This is a genomic window from Methyloversatilis sp. XJ19-49 (assembly GCF_024580145.1).
In the GTDB taxonomy this organism is placed as follows: Bacteria; Pseudomonadota; Gammaproteobacteria; order Burkholderiales; family Rhodocyclaceae; genus Methyloversatilis.
On record NZ_JANINI010000011.1, the window covers coordinates 163,477 to 176,989 of the forward strand.

At 58.0% G+C, this 13,513-nt stretch carries 11 protein-coding genes and 3 tRNA genes; 3 read left to right on the forward strand and 11 right to left on the reverse strand.

Annotated features, from left to right (window positions below; translation table 11 throughout):
• Nucleotides 1-47 precede the first annotated feature (47 nt).
• Nucleotides 48-1,040, reverse strand: a complete 993-nt coding sequence (locus NMQ16_RS14290; protein ID WP_257081504.1) for a toll/interleukin-1 receptor domain-containing protein — start codon at nucleotides 1,038-1,040, stop codon at nucleotides 48-50.
• A 387-nt stretch (nucleotides 1,041-1,427) separates the two neighbouring features.
• On the reverse strand, nucleotides 1,428-2,825 hold the full coding sequence (gene gltX / locus NMQ16_RS14295) for a glutamate--tRNA ligase (RefSeq protein WP_257081505.1): 1,398 nt from the start codon (nucleotides 2,823-2,825) through the stop codon (nucleotides 1,428-1,430).
• 103 nt (nucleotides 2,826-2,928) lie between these two features.
• Here gltX and NMQ16_RS14300 point away from each other — a divergent pair.
• A tRNA-Val gene (locus tag NMQ16_RS14300) sits at nucleotides 2,929-3,003 on the forward strand.
• Between the two features lie 56 nt (nucleotides 3,004-3,059).
• On the opposite strand, the gene lysM is transcribed toward NMQ16_RS14300, so the two are convergent.
• Nucleotides 3,060-3,563: a peptidoglycan-binding protein LysM gene (gene lysM / locus NMQ16_RS14305; protein ID WP_257081508.1), complete on the reverse strand. Its 504-nt coding sequence runs from the start codon at nucleotides 3,561-3,563 to the stop codon at nucleotides 3,060-3,062.
• Nucleotides 3,564-3,737: 174 nt separating this feature from the next.
• Between lysM and NMQ16_RS14310 the strand changes: the two genes are divergently transcribed.
• Nucleotides 3,738-4,373, forward strand: coding sequence for a TetR family transcriptional regulator (locus NMQ16_RS14310; protein ID WP_257081509.1), 636 nt, complete (start codon nucleotides 3,738-3,740; stop codon nucleotides 4,371-4,373).
• Nucleotides 4,374-4,435: 62 nt separating this feature from the next.
• On the opposite strand, the gene NMQ16_RS14315 is transcribed toward NMQ16_RS14310, so the two are convergent.
• From NMQ16_RS14315 to tig, 7 genes are all read right to left on the reverse strand, one after another.
• Complete coding sequence (locus NMQ16_RS14315; protein WP_257081510.1) at nucleotides 4,436-6,340, reverse strand: SurA N-terminal domain-containing protein; 1,905 nt, start codon at nucleotides 6,338-6,340, stop codon at nucleotides 4,436-4,438.
• Between the two features lie 78 nt (nucleotides 6,341-6,418).
• Nucleotides 6,419-6,495, reverse strand: a tRNA-Asp gene (locus NMQ16_RS14320).
• 4 nt (nucleotides 6,496-6,499) lie between these two features.
• Nucleotides 6,500-6,575 (reverse strand) — tRNA-Val (locus NMQ16_RS14325).
• Between the two features lie 90 nt (nucleotides 6,576-6,665).
• On the reverse strand, nucleotides 6,666-9,080 hold the full coding sequence (gene lon / locus NMQ16_RS14330) for an endopeptidase La (protein WP_257081511.1): 2,415 nt from the start codon (nucleotides 9,078-9,080) through the stop codon (nucleotides 6,666-6,668).
• Between the two features lie 103 nt (nucleotides 9,081-9,183).
• Nucleotides 9,184-10,449, reverse strand: coding sequence for an ATP-dependent Clp protease ATP-binding subunit ClpX (gene clpX, locus NMQ16_RS14335; RefSeq protein WP_257081512.1), 1,266 nt, complete (start codon nucleotides 10,447-10,449; stop codon nucleotides 9,184-9,186).
• 42 nt (nucleotides 10,450-10,491) lie between these two features.
• The gene (gene clpP / locus NMQ16_RS14340; RefSeq protein WP_069037977.1) at nucleotides 10,492-11,109 is read right to left on the reverse strand and encodes an ATP-dependent Clp endopeptidase proteolytic subunit ClpP; all 618 of its coding nucleotides are present in this window, start codon (nucleotides 11,107-11,109) and stop codon (nucleotides 10,492-10,494) included.
• 95 nt (nucleotides 11,110-11,204) lie between these two features.
• The gene (tig, locus tag NMQ16_RS14345; RefSeq protein WP_257081513.1) at nucleotides 11,205-12,506 is read right to left on the reverse strand and encodes a trigger factor; all 1,302 of its coding nucleotides are present in this window, start codon (nucleotides 12,504-12,506) and stop codon (nucleotides 11,205-11,207) included.
• A 183-nt stretch (nucleotides 12,507-12,689) separates the two neighbouring features.
• Here tig and NMQ16_RS19405 point away from each other — a divergent pair, with 183 nt between their 5' ends.
• Nucleotides 12,690-12,851, forward strand: coding sequence for a transposase (locus NMQ16_RS19405; protein WP_373566795.1), 162 nt, complete (start codon nucleotides 12,690-12,692; stop codon nucleotides 12,849-12,851).
• A 524-nt stretch (nucleotides 12,852-13,375) separates the two neighbouring features.
• Here NMQ16_RS19405 and NMQ16_RS14350 read toward each other — a convergent pair.
• On the reverse strand, nucleotides 13,376-13,510 hold the full coding sequence (locus NMQ16_RS14350; protein WP_373566796.1) for a ThiF family adenylyltransferase: 135 nt from the start codon (nucleotides 13,508-13,510) through the stop codon (nucleotides 13,376-13,378).
• Between the last annotated feature and the right edge of the window lie 3 nt (nucleotides 13,511-13,513).

Sequence of the window (13,513 nt, forward strand, 5' to 3'; positions counted from 1 at the left end):
TTTCAGGGCACCTCAGGGGTGCCCTTTTTTTGTTTGCCGTTCGCGCGTCAGCGTGTGCGCTCAAGGCGCACCACTTCTTCATCACCCGTATTCAGCGACACCTTGCCTTCAAGCGTTCGCGCATCAGCTGACATTCGCACATGCAGATTGCCACCAGCCACTTCGAAGCTGCCGTCGCCACTGATCAGCATCAGCGCCATGTCGAGCTCATCGCCAAAAAGCTCGCCGCGCGCGGTGTAGCGAACGTGCGACAGCTGCGTGCCGTCGGCCGCCAGCGATGCGATGTAGGTTGCCCACTCCGGCCGACTGTCGATGCGCAACGGCTCGGACCGCAATTCAACTGCATCGCCGCGCTGGCGCAGGTGCGCCGGGGTGCGCTGTCCATCTGCGGAAACAAGAAGCCAGTCACCATCCAGCGTATTCGGCGCAGCGGGCGCAGATGCCGGTGCGTCGACGGGTGGATACGCGGAACGCAGCAGCACGCCAGCACCCGCAACGGCTGCGAGCGCTATGCCGGAACTCAGGATCAGGCGACGTTTCCCCGCGGCGCTGGCGACCCGCTTTGCTGCCGAACGCGGCACACCGAGTCGTTCGATGTCAGCGACGATGCGCGGCAGATCAAGGGGCGACCAGTCGTCGGTACGCAGCGGCAATGCGTGCCAGTCGGTAACGGTGCGCAAGGGCTCGGGCAAGCTGTCGGCGGTCGGCATCGGCGTGCCATCGACGCGCAGCGGCATCAGGGTCGCGCCTGCAGCGATCGCAGACAGGATCTCGCCTCGTACCGGATCGTCCGCATCCTCGATTCTCAGGTGACCATCATCGTGACGCGCGCCAAAGAAGGCTGGCGTGATCAGCAGCAGCACGACTGGCCGCTTGCCGATTGCGTTGTCGATCGCCTCACGCCAGCTGCCGCCACCCCTCAGGTCATGCCGATCGAGAAAGACCTGCTCGGCACCGAAAGCGTCGCCCAGATCGTCAGCAAGCCGGCTGGCGTCCTTGGTGCCGTCGGCACTGCGGTAGCTGATGAATATCCGGTTCATGCGGGGAGCCGGGGCAGCGCCGCGGCGGAAAGCTTGCATGTCGCCGAGTGTATGCCCGGAACAGCCGGCGCAACAGTCGGCCATCAGGCTGGCATGCCCCGGAATCAATCAACACTGAAACGTGCGAGAAAGCTTCCGCAAGCGTCGCACGGTTGAAATCTTGAGCCGCCTCACAGCGCGCGGTCCGCATGGTCGGACCTTAAGCGGCTGCTCCTTCTGTGCCCGGATGACCGCGACCCTGCGCTGGGTACAACGGGTGGTGAAAGCGTGCGACGCGTTACTGAAGGAATTGATGCTGCGCAGACCTGACGCGACATGAAGTGCGCGGTGCGGGCCCGGGCTACCGAGCCGGCAGACGACGAAATGACAGGCTCGGGCAGCGCGGACTCAGCACACGCGTGCCAGACGGGCCAGCACGCGCTCTCGACCAAATGCTTCCAGCACCGCATCGATCGACGGCGTCTGCGGCTGGCCGATCAGCGCCACGCGCAGCGGGATCGCCACCTGCGGCATCTTCATGCCACACTCGGCGCAGGTTTCCTTGATCGCGGACGACAGCGCCGCCTTTTCCCATGGCGCACTTTCCAGACGTGCAGCCAGCTTGCGGAGCGCGTCGCGCGCCGGATCCGTGAGGTGATGCGCCAGCATGTCGGGCGACACATGAAGGTCGATGTAGAAGGCTTCGAGCGCATCGGTCAGTTCGACCAGGGTGGCGGCGCGGTCCTTGTACAGCGCGATCAGCGGTTCGAGCTGCGGTCCGGCCTCCGGATCGACACCACGACGTGCCAGGCGGCTCGCCACATCGGCCGCCAGCCGAACATTGTCGGACAGCTTCAGATAGTGCGCATTCAGCCAGCGCAGCTTTTCGGTATTGAACTGCGCCGCCGACGGCGTGATGTGGTCGAGATCGAACCATCCGACAAACTGTTCGCGCGAAAAGATTTCGTCATCGCCATGGCTCCAGCCCAGCCGCGCCAGGTAGTTGATGACCGCTTCGGGCAGATAGCCGTCTTCGTCGTACTGCATCACGCTGACCGCACCGTGCCGCTTCGACAGCTTCTGGCCATCGTCGCCGAGGATCATCGACAGGTGGGCATACTGGGGCACGGTAGCGCCCAACGCGCGCAGGATGTTGATCTGGCGCGGTGTGTTATTGACATGATCGTCGCCCCGGATGACGTGGGTGATGCCCATGTCCCAGTCGTCGACGCAGACACAGAAGTTGTAGGTGGGCGTGCCATCAGCGCGCGCGATGATGAGGTCGTCCAGCTCATCATTGGCGATGGCTATGCGGCCCTTGACCTGATCGTCCCACGCCACCACGCCGGTAACCGGATTGCAGAAGCGGATGACCGGCTCGATGCCTGCGGGCGGCTCCGGCAACGTGCGGCCAGGCCCCGGGCGCCAGCGGCCGTCGTAACGAGGCTTTTCGTTGCTGGCTCGCTGCTGTTCGCGCAGCGCATCGAGTTCTTCCTGCGTGGTGTAGCAGCGGTAGGCATGACCCTGCTCCAGCAGTTCCGCGATGACCTCCTTGTAGCGGTCCATGCGCTGCATCTGGAAGAACGGACCCTCGTCATGCCCGAGGTCGAGCCAGTTCATGCCGTCGATGATCGCCTGTACCGCCTCGGGCGTGGAACGCGCCACATCGGTATCTTCGATGCGCAGCACGAACTGGCCACCGTGATGACGGGCGTACGCCCAGGAAAACAGCGCCGTGCGCGCGCCACCGATGTGGAGGTAACCGGTCGGACTCGGCGCAAATCGCGTGCGGACAACTTGAGTCATGGCAATGCCTGCGAAAGATGAGCGCGCGATTGTACCGCCAGCACCCCAGCCATTTGACGGCACTTCGCTTAACCGCTAGTATTCGCGCCCTGTCACGAATGCAGGGCAGTTAGCTCAGCGGTAGAGCACCGCCTTCACACGGCGGGGGTCACTGGTTCGATCCCAGTACTGCCCACCAGTCTTGAAAGCCCGAACCAAGGTTCGGGCTTTTTTTTCTTGCAGATGTGCGGATGGTCAGGGCTTGGGCGGAATGCGCAACTTCTGTCCGGGATAGATCTTGTCCGGATGCGACAACATCGGACGGTTGGCTTCGAAGATCAACGGATACTTGTTGGCATCGCCATAGTGGGTCTTGGCAATCTTCGACAGGTTGTCACCGGACTTCACATCGTAATACTGGGCTTCCGATTCAAGGTTGAGCACATTGAGCTGGTCCTGCACCGAGGACACACCAGCCACATTGCCGGCGGACAGCACGATGCGTTCGCGGGTCGCCTGATCGGCGCAGGTTCCGGACACCGTGCATGTCGAGGTACTCCCGTCAAACGACACGTTGAGCGCCGTGGCCGACAAGCCCAGCTTTTCGACATACGCCTTGATGGCGTCACCGGCGGCGCGGTCAAGTTTCGCTCGGTTTTCCGGCGTAGGAGCCGCCTTGACCTGCTCGGTTGCCACCTTGGCTTCACCGGAACCGAAGAGCTTTTCGCCCGCATCTTTCAGGAAATTCAGCAATCCCATTTCGTGCCTCCTGTGTTGTAGTGACGATGTTCTGGTGGGCCCATGATAGCCGACCCACTATGCAGGGCTGCCGAAACCTCTGGCGTCGGATTGATTTACGGTCTCCAGATGAGCGTTTGACGCATCGCGTGTACTTATATACATTCAAGCTTGTTTGTAAAAAGATTGCCTCATATGGTCCGACGCACCAAAGAAGAAGCTGAAGCAACGAGGCTGCAGCTGCTTGATGCCGCAGAACGCTGCTTTCGTGAAAAGGGAGTTGCGGGCACCACGCTGGACGACATTGCAAAAAGCGCAGGGCATACGCGCGGCGCGGTGTACTGGCACTTCGAGAACAAGGCGGATATTTTCGAGGCTGTGTGCGAACGCGTCACAACGCCGATGCAGGCCATGCTCGGCGACCTCGCGGCCGACCCGGGCACAGATCCGCTTGGTTTTTTGCGTAATGACGCGATCCGCGTGCTGCGCATGCTGACTGACTGCGAACGCGTTCAGGCTGTGTTTGAAATCAAGTTCTGCAAGCTGGATGGCGGGCCGGATTTTGACCGTCTGCGCAGCCGCGAACTCGAAACCCACAGCCGCTGCCTTGATATGCTCGAAGTCGTCTTCGGTGCTGCGGTGCGGATCGGGCAATTACCCATGCACCTTCCGCCACGGGAAACCGCGGAGGCGATGCATGCGTTCATTGGTGGGCTGATGCGCAGCTGGATCGAACGACGCGACTTTGATCTGCAGAAGTCCGCGCCCTGGCTGGTAGATACCTTCCTTGTCGGCCTGCGCAACGCGCCCGTGCCGTATCCGTCGAGTTGACACCACCTCAGTGAAAAGGCTGCCATCGAGATGGCCTTTTTACTGAGGTGCATGTGCAGCGACTACTGCTGTTTCGCCGCTTCGAGCGCTTTGCTGTTGATGGTGACCGGATAGCGCTGACGCAGCGAACCGAGATAGGCTGCAAAATCATCCTGCGAAACAGTCTGGTCGAGCTGGGCCTTGATTGCTTCTATGCGCTGCGGGTCAAGTGCTTCCTTCGGTTGCTTGACAGCGCTGATGCGAAACACCGCATAGCCTCCGTTACCCATCGGGAAACCAAGATAGGCCGGCAGGGCGTTGGCGGGCGCATTGAAGATGGCGCGCACCATTTCCGCAGCCGGTCCCTGCGCTTGGGCGCGAGAAACGTCCTGCGGCGGCGACCAGTTGAGTGGTGCATTCTCTCCGGCCTTCAATTTAGAGATGGCCGCCTCGCCACGCTCGCGCGCCATCTTTTCGCCAGCGGCGAGACCGAGTTGCTTTTCGATTTCCGTCTGCACACTTTCGAACGGTTTGACCGTAGCAGGCAACTGCTCGATTACACGCGCGGATACCAGAGTGTTGGAAGCTGTTTCTATCGCCTGGGTGTTGCGGCGATTCTTTACCGCGTCCTCCGAAAAAATCGCATCGCGCAGCTTCTCGTTATCGAACGGTGCCGGCATCAGGAAACCCTTCGGAATCAACGGGCTGGTTTTCACCTGGAGGCCAAGCTTTTCGGCTGCCGGCGCGAGGGAATCGGCCTGCTCATATACGGTATTGCTGAACACCTCGGCCAGTTCGGCGAATTTGCGGCGCGCCGACTGCTTTTTCAGTTCCTCGGCAATTTCCGCCCTCGCCTCGTCCAGCGTCTTGCCCTGACCGCCGCGGACTTCGGTGAGCTGGATTATGTGCACGCCGAAATCCGAATCGATGACGCCGCTGATCTGGCCCGGTTTGAGCGCGAACACGGCATCTTCGAACGGCTTCACCATCGTTCCGCGTCCGAAATAGCCAAGATCGCCACCCGCGTCCTTCGAACCAGGATCCTGCGAATTTTCTTTCGCCAGTTCCGCGAACTTTGATGGGTCGGCACGCAGCGTCTTGAGCAGCGACTCGGCCTTCGTACGCACCGCGGCACGCTCATCGGGACTGGCCGATGCGTCAATCGTCAACAGGATGTGACTGGCCTTGCGTTCTTCGCCCTGCATGTAGCGCGACTGATCGGCGTCGTAGGTTTTCCGGATGTCTTCTTCGCTCACATCCATCGTTGCGGCAAGCGCGGCTTCGCTCAGCGTCAGATATTCCACCTTGACCTGCTCGGGTACCTCGAACTGCTTGAGGTTGTCGTCATAGTACTTGCGCACCTGCTCGGGCTTGATGGCGATCTGCTCAATGAATTCGAAAGGCGTGATGACTGCCTCGCTGACTTCGCGCTGTTCCTGCTGCATCTGCGCCCAACGCTTCGCGAGCGATGCCGGAACGAATGAGCTTCCTGCTATGCCTGCGTAAAGCTGTCGAATCAAGAGATCCTGGCGAATGCGGGCAAGCAGACCGTCGCGGCTGTAGCCCTGCGACTGCGCAACCTGGTCAAAACGCGCTTCGGAAAACTTGCCATCAACCTGAAAACCAGGGATCGAGGCAATGATCTGGCTCATGCGCGTGTCGGGTACGGTCAGATTTGTGCGCTGCGCTTCCTGGATAAGCAAGCGCTGGCTCACCAGACCGTCAAGCGCCTGACTGCGCACCTCAGCACGTTCCATGATTTTCGGGTCGAACTCCTCACCCATCATTTCGCGCAATCGGTCCTGCTGGTCGCGCAAAGCAGCGGTGAATTCTTCCTGCGCGATCTTCGCACTGCCGACGACCGCGGCATCTTCACGCTGCGCATCGCTATTTACGTAGGATTCGACGCCGAAAAACGCGAACGGCAGGATCATCAGCAGCAGGACACCCTGGACCACGCGCTTGTTGTTGCGAACCGCATCAAACATAAGGACCTTTCGCGGGGCCCGCGTGCTGCAGGCGCGAAAAATGAAAAAGGCGAACCCAGGTTCGCCCGCTGTCAGTTTTGGCGGAGTGGACGGGACTCGAACCCGCGACCCCCGGCGTGACAGGCCGGTATTCTAACCAACTGAACTACCACTCCGTTCTGGTGGGTGCTGACGGGCTCGAACCGCCGACATTCGCCTTGTAAGGGCGACGCTCTACCAACTGAGCTAAGCACCCGCCGATTGCTGCGCGAGCTTTGGGTACTGCGAAAAACAGCCCGCGATGATACCTCACAAGAGGTGTCGCGGGCTGAGGTGGCGCGGACTGTCAGTGAGTGATTACGGCAGCGGCGGCAACCGTGGCGTCTTCGACTTTGGCAATCGTTGCCGAGGGATCGGCGTCCGGCAGCGCGTCCGGCTTGCGCTCCAGCGCACGTTCAAGGACCTCGTCGATCCACCTCACCGAAACGATCTCGATAGAGTTCTTCAGCGTGTCCGGCATGTCGGCCAGGTCCTTCACATTTTCATGCGGAATCAGGGCTGTACGGATACCACCGCGAACCGCAGCAAGCAGCTTTTCCTTAAGACCGCCAATACCCAGCACTTCGCCACGCAACGTGATTTCACCTGTCATGGCCACATCGGCACGTACGGGAATCCCGCTCAGCGCTGACACCAGCGCAGTCGTGATGGCAATACCAGCCGACGGTCCGTCCTTGGGCGTGGCGCCCTCCGGAAAGTGCACGTGGAGGTCGACCTTTTCGAATACTTCGTCCTTGATGCCCAAGCGGCGCGCACGCGACCTGACGACGGAACGCGCCGTCTCGACCGATTCCTTCATCACGTCTCCGAGCGAACCGGTGCGCTGCACGACACCTTTGCCCGGCATCGTTGCGACCTCGATCGTGAGCAGTTCGCCGCCGACTTCCGTCCACGCCAGACCCGTAACCTGGCCCACTTGGTTGTCCTTCTCCGCTATGCCGAAGGTATAACGGCGAACACCAAGGAATTTGTCCAGATTCTTAGCGTTGATGATGATCTTCGAAGAGCGCTTCTTCAACACCAATCCCTTGACGACCTTGCGGCATATCTTCGACACCTCGCGCTCGAGCGCACGCACACCAGCTTCCCGTGTGTAGTAGCGAACGATGTCGCGCAGGGCGTCTTCTGTGATCGAAATCTCTTCCTTCTTCAGACCATTGTTCTTGATCTGCTTCGGAACCAGATAGCGTTGACTGATATTGACCTTTTCATCCTCCGTGTAGCCCGAAAGGCGGATCACTTCCATCCGATCCAGCAGTGGTGCAGGAATGTTCAGCGTATTGGCCGTGGCAACAAACATCACGTCGGAAAGGTCGTATTCGACCTCGACGTAATGATCGACAAAAGTCGAGTTTTGTTCCGGATCAAGCACTTCCAGCAAGGCGGATGATGGATCACCCCGAAAATCCTGACCCATCTTGTCGACTTCATCGAGCAAGAAAAGGGGATTCTTGACAGCCACCTTCGTCATGTTCTGCAGGATCTTGCCCGGCATCGATCCTATGTAGGTCCGGCGGTGTCCACGGATTTCCGCCTCGTCCCGAACGCCACCGAGCGCCATACGAACGAACTTGCGGTTGGTCGCCTTAGCAATCGACTGGCCGAGCGAAGTCTTGCCGACGCCCGGGGGGCCGACCAGGCACAGGATGGGCGCCTTGAGTTTGTCGACGCGCTGCTGCACAGCCAGATATTCGAGAATACGTTCCTTGACCTTCTCCAAGCCGTAGTGATCCCGGTCAAGGACCTTTTCAGCCTCAGCAAGGTCCTTGAAAATACGTGACTTCTTGCGCCACGGAAGGCCCACAAGCGTTTCTATGAAGTTTCGCACGACGGTCGCCTCGGCAGACATCGGCGACATCAGCTTCAACTTCTTCAGTTCGGACTGCGCCTTGGCGATGGCTTCCTTTGTCATGCCGGCGGCCTTGATCTTCTTCTCGATTTCTTCGAGATCCGCGCCGTCCTCTCCCTCGCCCAACTCTTTCTGGATGGCCTTGACCTGTTCATTCAGGTAATACTCGCGCTGACTCTTCTCCATTTGCCGCTTCACGCGACCGCGGATGCGCTTTTCGACCTGCAGGATGTCGAGTTCTGTTTCAAGCTGCGACAGCAGGCGCTCGATTCGCTCCCCGGTCCCAAACAGTTCGAGTATGTCCTGCTTCTGCTCGAGCTTCAGCGGCAGGTGCGCTGCGACCGTGTCTGCAAGACGACCTGCTTCTTCAATACTCGACAGCGATGTCAGGATCTCAGGCGGGATCTTCTTGTTCAACTTGACATACTGGTCGAACTGGCCGATCAGAGCACGGCGCATCGCCTCGATTTCGTGCGAAGTCTGCTCGACGGCAGGAACTGTGGTGATGTTCGCCATGAACAGCGTCTTGATATCGACGATGTCTTCAACCGTTGCACGTTGGGTACCTTCGACAAGCACCTTCACGGTGCCGTCGGGTAGCTTCAACATCTGCAGGATATTGGCGACGCAACCGATGCGGTACAGATCATCTGGACTCGGCTCGTCCTTGGCAGCTGACTTTTGGGCAACCAACAGGATGCTCTTGCCCGATTCCATCGCCGATTCCAGCGCCTTGATCGACTTAGGACGCCCGACAAAGAGCGGGATGACCATGTGAGGGAAAACAACAACGTCCCTTAGCGGCAGGAGTGGAAGCTCCAGTTGTTCCGGGACGGTTTGAAGGCTGGACATTGATATTCCTTAACGCGACAGTGTCAGGCAGATTGGGGCGGCTATGCCCGAATCAAGCCACCTCGAAGGTGCACCCGCGTTACCCGACTCCGGAACGCGGGCTTCAGTTCGATCCTGACACTTTGGGTTGATCTGCAAACAGCATGATGGGCTTGCTTTCACCTTCGATCACACCTTCATCAATGACAACTTTGGTGACGTTATCGATCCCAGGAAGTTCATACATGGTGTCGAGCAGCGCTGACTCAATGATACTTCGCAGCCCGCGCGCCCCAGTTTTTCGCTTCAGCGCCTTCCCAGCGATAGCCTGAAGCGCCGCAGGCCGGATCTCCAGTTCGACGCCTTCCATCTGGAAAAGCTTCTGATACTGCTTGATCAACGCGTTCTTGGGCTCTATCAGAATCTGAATAAGCGCCTCTTCATCAAGTTCCTGCAGCGTAGCCACAACCGGCAAACGACCGACAAACTCGGGAATGAGGCCAAACTTAATCAAATCCTCCGGCTCGACGTCGCGGAGTGCTTCGCCGGTATTTCGGCTCTCGCGACTCTTTACCTCGGCCCCGAAACCGATACCGAACTGCTCGGTGCGATTGCGGATAACTTTCTCGAGACCGTCAAAAGCACCGCCGCATATAAACAGTATGTTTGTCGTGTCGACCTGAACGAAGTCCTGGTTGGGATGTTTTCGGCCACCCTGCGGTGGCACGCTGGCAACCGTTCCTTCGATCAATTTCAGAAGCGCCTGTTGAACCCCCTCTCCGGACACATCACGGGTGATCGAGGGGTTGTCGGACTTGCGGGAAATCTTGTCAATCTCGTCAATATAAACAATGCCTTGCTGTGCTCGCTCCACTTCGTAGTCGCACTTCTGCAGCAGCTTCTGGATGATGTTCTCGACGTCTTCTCCAACGTAGCCGGCTTCTGTCAGCGTCGTGGCATCTGCCATTACGAAAGGCACATTGAGAAGACGAGCGAGCGTTTGCGCAAGTAGCGTCTTACCCGATCCCGTCGGCCCAACGAGCAGGATGTTGCTCTTCGACAATTCGACTTCGTCCTTGCGCGACATATGGCGCAGACGCTTGTAGTGGTTATACACCGCAACAGCCAGTATGCGCTTCGCCGGGGATTGACCTATTACGTACTGGTCAAGTATTTCGCATATCTCTTTCGGCGACGGCAAGTCACTGCGCGCAGCTTTGCCCGACTGCTCGCTGCTGATCTCATCGCGAATGATGTCGTTGCACAAGTCGATGCATTCATCGCAAATGAACACCGAGGGCCCGGCGATGAGCTTTTTTACCTCGTGCTGACTCTTTCCGCAAAAAGAGCAATACAGCAGTTTCTCGGACCCTGATTTTTTGTCGGTCATGGCTCTACTCCAGACTTCAAAGTTACTGCACAGCGTGAAGGATCAGGTTGTGCCTTCGGCGCGGGTAGTCAGTACCTTGTCAATGATGCCGTAATCTCGGGCCTGTTCGGCTGACAGGAAGTTGTCGCGATCGGTGTCACGCTCAATCGTTTCAATTGGCTGACCGGTGTGATGCGCCATGATCGCGTTCAACCTAGATCGCAAAGTCAGAATTTCACGGGCATGTATCTCGATGTCCGAAGCCTGACCTTGGAAGCCACCCATCGGCTGATGGATCATCACGCGCGAGTTCGGTAGACAGAAGCGCTTGCCCTTTTCACCGGCTGACAACAGGAACGCTCCCATGCTCGCGGCCTGTCCGATGCACAGCGTCGACACCGCAGGCTTTATGAACTGCATCGTGTCGTAAATCGAAAGCCCGGCGGTGACCGACCCGCCTGGTGAATTGATATAGAAGAAAATATCCTTGTCGGGATTTTCAGATTCTAGAAACAGCAACTGCGCAACAATTACGTTCGCTGTTGAGTCATTAACCGGGCCGACAAGAAAAATGACTCGCTCGCGCAACAGGCGCGAGTAGATGTCATACGCCCGTTCGCCACGTCCACTCTGCTCGATGACCATGGGCACGAGGCCCAAGCCTACGGTTTCCGACATCATTCGTTTACTCCTTATTGAAGCAGGTATGCCTGCTCCAAGTCTATCTGGTTACCGGCCAGTGCTCTGGGTCGCCAACAGATTGCTAGCGAGTCCAGTCAGTTCGACGCCATCAACTCGTCAAACTCGACCGTTTTCGGGGTTACCTTGACCTTCGCGAGCACCCAATCGACCACGTTATCCTCCACTACCATCGCTTCGACTTGGGCGAGACGTTGCGTATCGCTGTAATACCAGCGGACGACATCAGCCGGATCCTCGTAACTTTGCGCCTGTTCTTCAACAACAGCTCGGATCTGCTCTGGTTTTGCGTAGAGTTCATGTTTTTTGACCGCTTCGGCAACGAGCAAGCCAAGACGAACTCTTCGTTCGGCCTGCGCGAGGAACCATGTCGGCTCGACAGGAATGTCCTTTACGTTCATTCCCCGCGAGGCGAGATTTGACAGCGCCTCCTCGGCAAGTCGATGCGATTCCTGCTCACAAAGTGAAGTCGGTACATCAAAGGTATGCTTTTCGAGCAGCAGGTTCATGACATCATTCTTGACACGAGCATGGAGGCGCTTCTTGACTTCGCGCTCCAGATTCGTCCGCACGTCAGCCTTGAGCAACGAAACATCTCCGGAAGGAACACCGAGCGATTTCGCAAATTCTTCGTCTATTGCTGGTAGCTGCGGGGCTTCGACTGCCTTGAGCGTTACCTCGAACTGAACGGTCTTGCCAGCGAGATCTTTAGCCTGATAATCGTCGGGAAATGTAAGTGGAAAAGACTTCGATTCACCTCGCGCCATGCCCTCTAGGTTGGCTTCAAATTCCGGCAACAGCGATCCCGCACCGAGCACCAACGGGAAATCCTCCGCAACTCCGCCATCAAACGGCACGCCCTCCTGGGTCCCACGAAAATCGATCGTCAGACGATCCTCTTTGGCTGCCGTTTTGTCGGCTGCGGAGTATGTGACACGCTGTTTGCGTAGGACCTCGATAGTCTTTTCTACTTCAACATCGCCGACAGGAAGCACAGCCTGTTCTAGCGTCGCATCCGATAAGTCTGCGAGCTCGATGTCCGGATATATCTGGAACGTCGCACTGAACGCAACCTGCCCCGGCTCGGAAGACTCAAGCGGTTCAATCTTCGGATTACCGGCTACACGAAGCTTTTGCTCACGTACTACGTTGCCAAATTGCATCTGAACCGCTTCTGTGAAAGCTTCCGAGCGTGCTTGGGCGGCAAACTGTTGTTGCACGAGCTTCATCGGAACTTTTCCCGGACGGAACCCCGGCATCTTTATCGTACGTGCCATCTTGACGAGTCGGGCGGCAACATCTTTCTCGACGTCAGCGGCAACAACGGACATGTTGATCGTCCGCTCGAGGGAGTGTGTCGTAGAAGTGCTCTGGGCCATCAGCCAATATCCTTGAATCGATTGAAAAAAACAGGCAACAGGTAACCTGCATTGAAGCCTTGGATAGCCTTAAAGGATAGCACAGCCCCCCCTTGGTGTCCTGCGAAGGCAAGCACAACATGGGTTTAAGATGGATACGCCTTGGTTTTCTAGACACCTTGTAGCCTCAAGATCGAGGCATGACTGGGTTGTGTACGGAAAGAGAACAAGACGGGTCGTCGCCTCACCGAAGAGTTCAAGGTCGAAGCGGTCAGGCAGGTCACCGAGCCTGGCCATCCAGTTGCGGAGGTTGCTGTGCGGCCTAGTTTCAGCACTTACAGCCTATACGACTGGATAACGCGCTAATCGGTGAGCCTAGCTCAGCGAGTACAACGGGCCTGCCAAGCCGGTGAGATTCATCGCCTGAAGGAGAAGTTGCGCAGTGTGAGCGCGGAGCGCGACATCCTAATAATTGACCCCTGTAGTTTGCCAAGCAGTGTGGGGGAAGTACGCCTTATCACGGCCCGCGAGAAGGAATATCGCCTGTAGCGCATGTCTTTGGTGACGTGTTCGCTTCCGACTTGCTGTCACGGTTCGCGGATAGACCGAATCTGCCCGCGCCCAAGAGGACGCCCGGCTGCTAGCGCTTATCCGTACCAGTGGGGAAGAATGCGGATACGCGAATGAGTATTACAAGATTAACAACAATCTGTGTAACTTAGGTGAGCGAGGCGGAAAGCATCGCGTGATGGGTCTGATTCGCTTGGCGAAGGTGAAGTCACAGACAAGGTATGCGCGCAAGCCGTACTTTCGGTCCGGCTAGCCAGCAGTGGTGGCGCCAAACTGTCTGTAACACCGGTTCGCCGTCAGCGCACCGCACAAGGCTTGGGTTACCGAAATTTCGCCGGATTGATGACGGCGATGCGTTGCGCCATTGCTTCGGTCTTGGGCATGCCGAGTGTGGGCACGAGCGCCTGAATCTGTCGGTTGATGTTCGACTCGGCAACGTGGTCGAGATCGGCAATTGC

Excerpts from the sequence above, each read along its gene's own strand:
- lon (WP_257081511.1), bottom strand. The coding sequence starts at position 9,080 with ATGTCCAGCCTTCAAACCGTCCCGGAACAACTGGAGCTTCCACTCCTG.
- clpX (WP_257081512.1), bottom strand. The coding sequence starts at position 10,449 with ATGACCGACAAAAAATCAGGGTCCGAGAAACTGCTGTATTGCTCTTTT.
- NMQ16_RS14315 (WP_257081510.1), bottom strand. The coding sequence starts at position 6,340 with ATGTTTGATGCGGTTCGCAACAACAAGCGCGTGGTCCAGGGTGTCCTG.
- clpP (WP_069037977.1), bottom strand. The coding sequence starts at position 11,109 with ATGATGTCGGAAACCGTAGGCTTGGGCCTCGTGCCCATGGTCATCGAG.
- NMQ16_RS14310 (WP_257081509.1), top strand. The coding sequence starts at position 3,738 with ATGGTCCGACGCACCAAAGAAGAAGCTGAAGCAACGAGGCTGCAGCTG.
- lysM (WP_257081508.1), bottom strand. The coding sequence starts at position 3,563 with ATGGGATTGCTGAATTTCCTGAAAGATGCGGGCGAAAAGCTCTTCGGT.
- tig (WP_257081513.1), bottom strand. The coding sequence starts at position 12,506 with ATGGCCCAGAGCACTTCTACGACACACTCCCTCGAGCGGACGATCAAC.
- NMQ16_RS14290 (WP_257081504.1), bottom strand. The coding sequence starts at position 1,040 with ATGAACCGGATATTCATCAGCTACCGCAGTGCCGACGGCACCAAGGAC.
- gltX (WP_257081505.1), bottom strand. The coding sequence starts at position 2,825 with ATGACTCAAGTTGTCCGCACGCGATTTGCGCCGAGTCCGACCGGTTAC.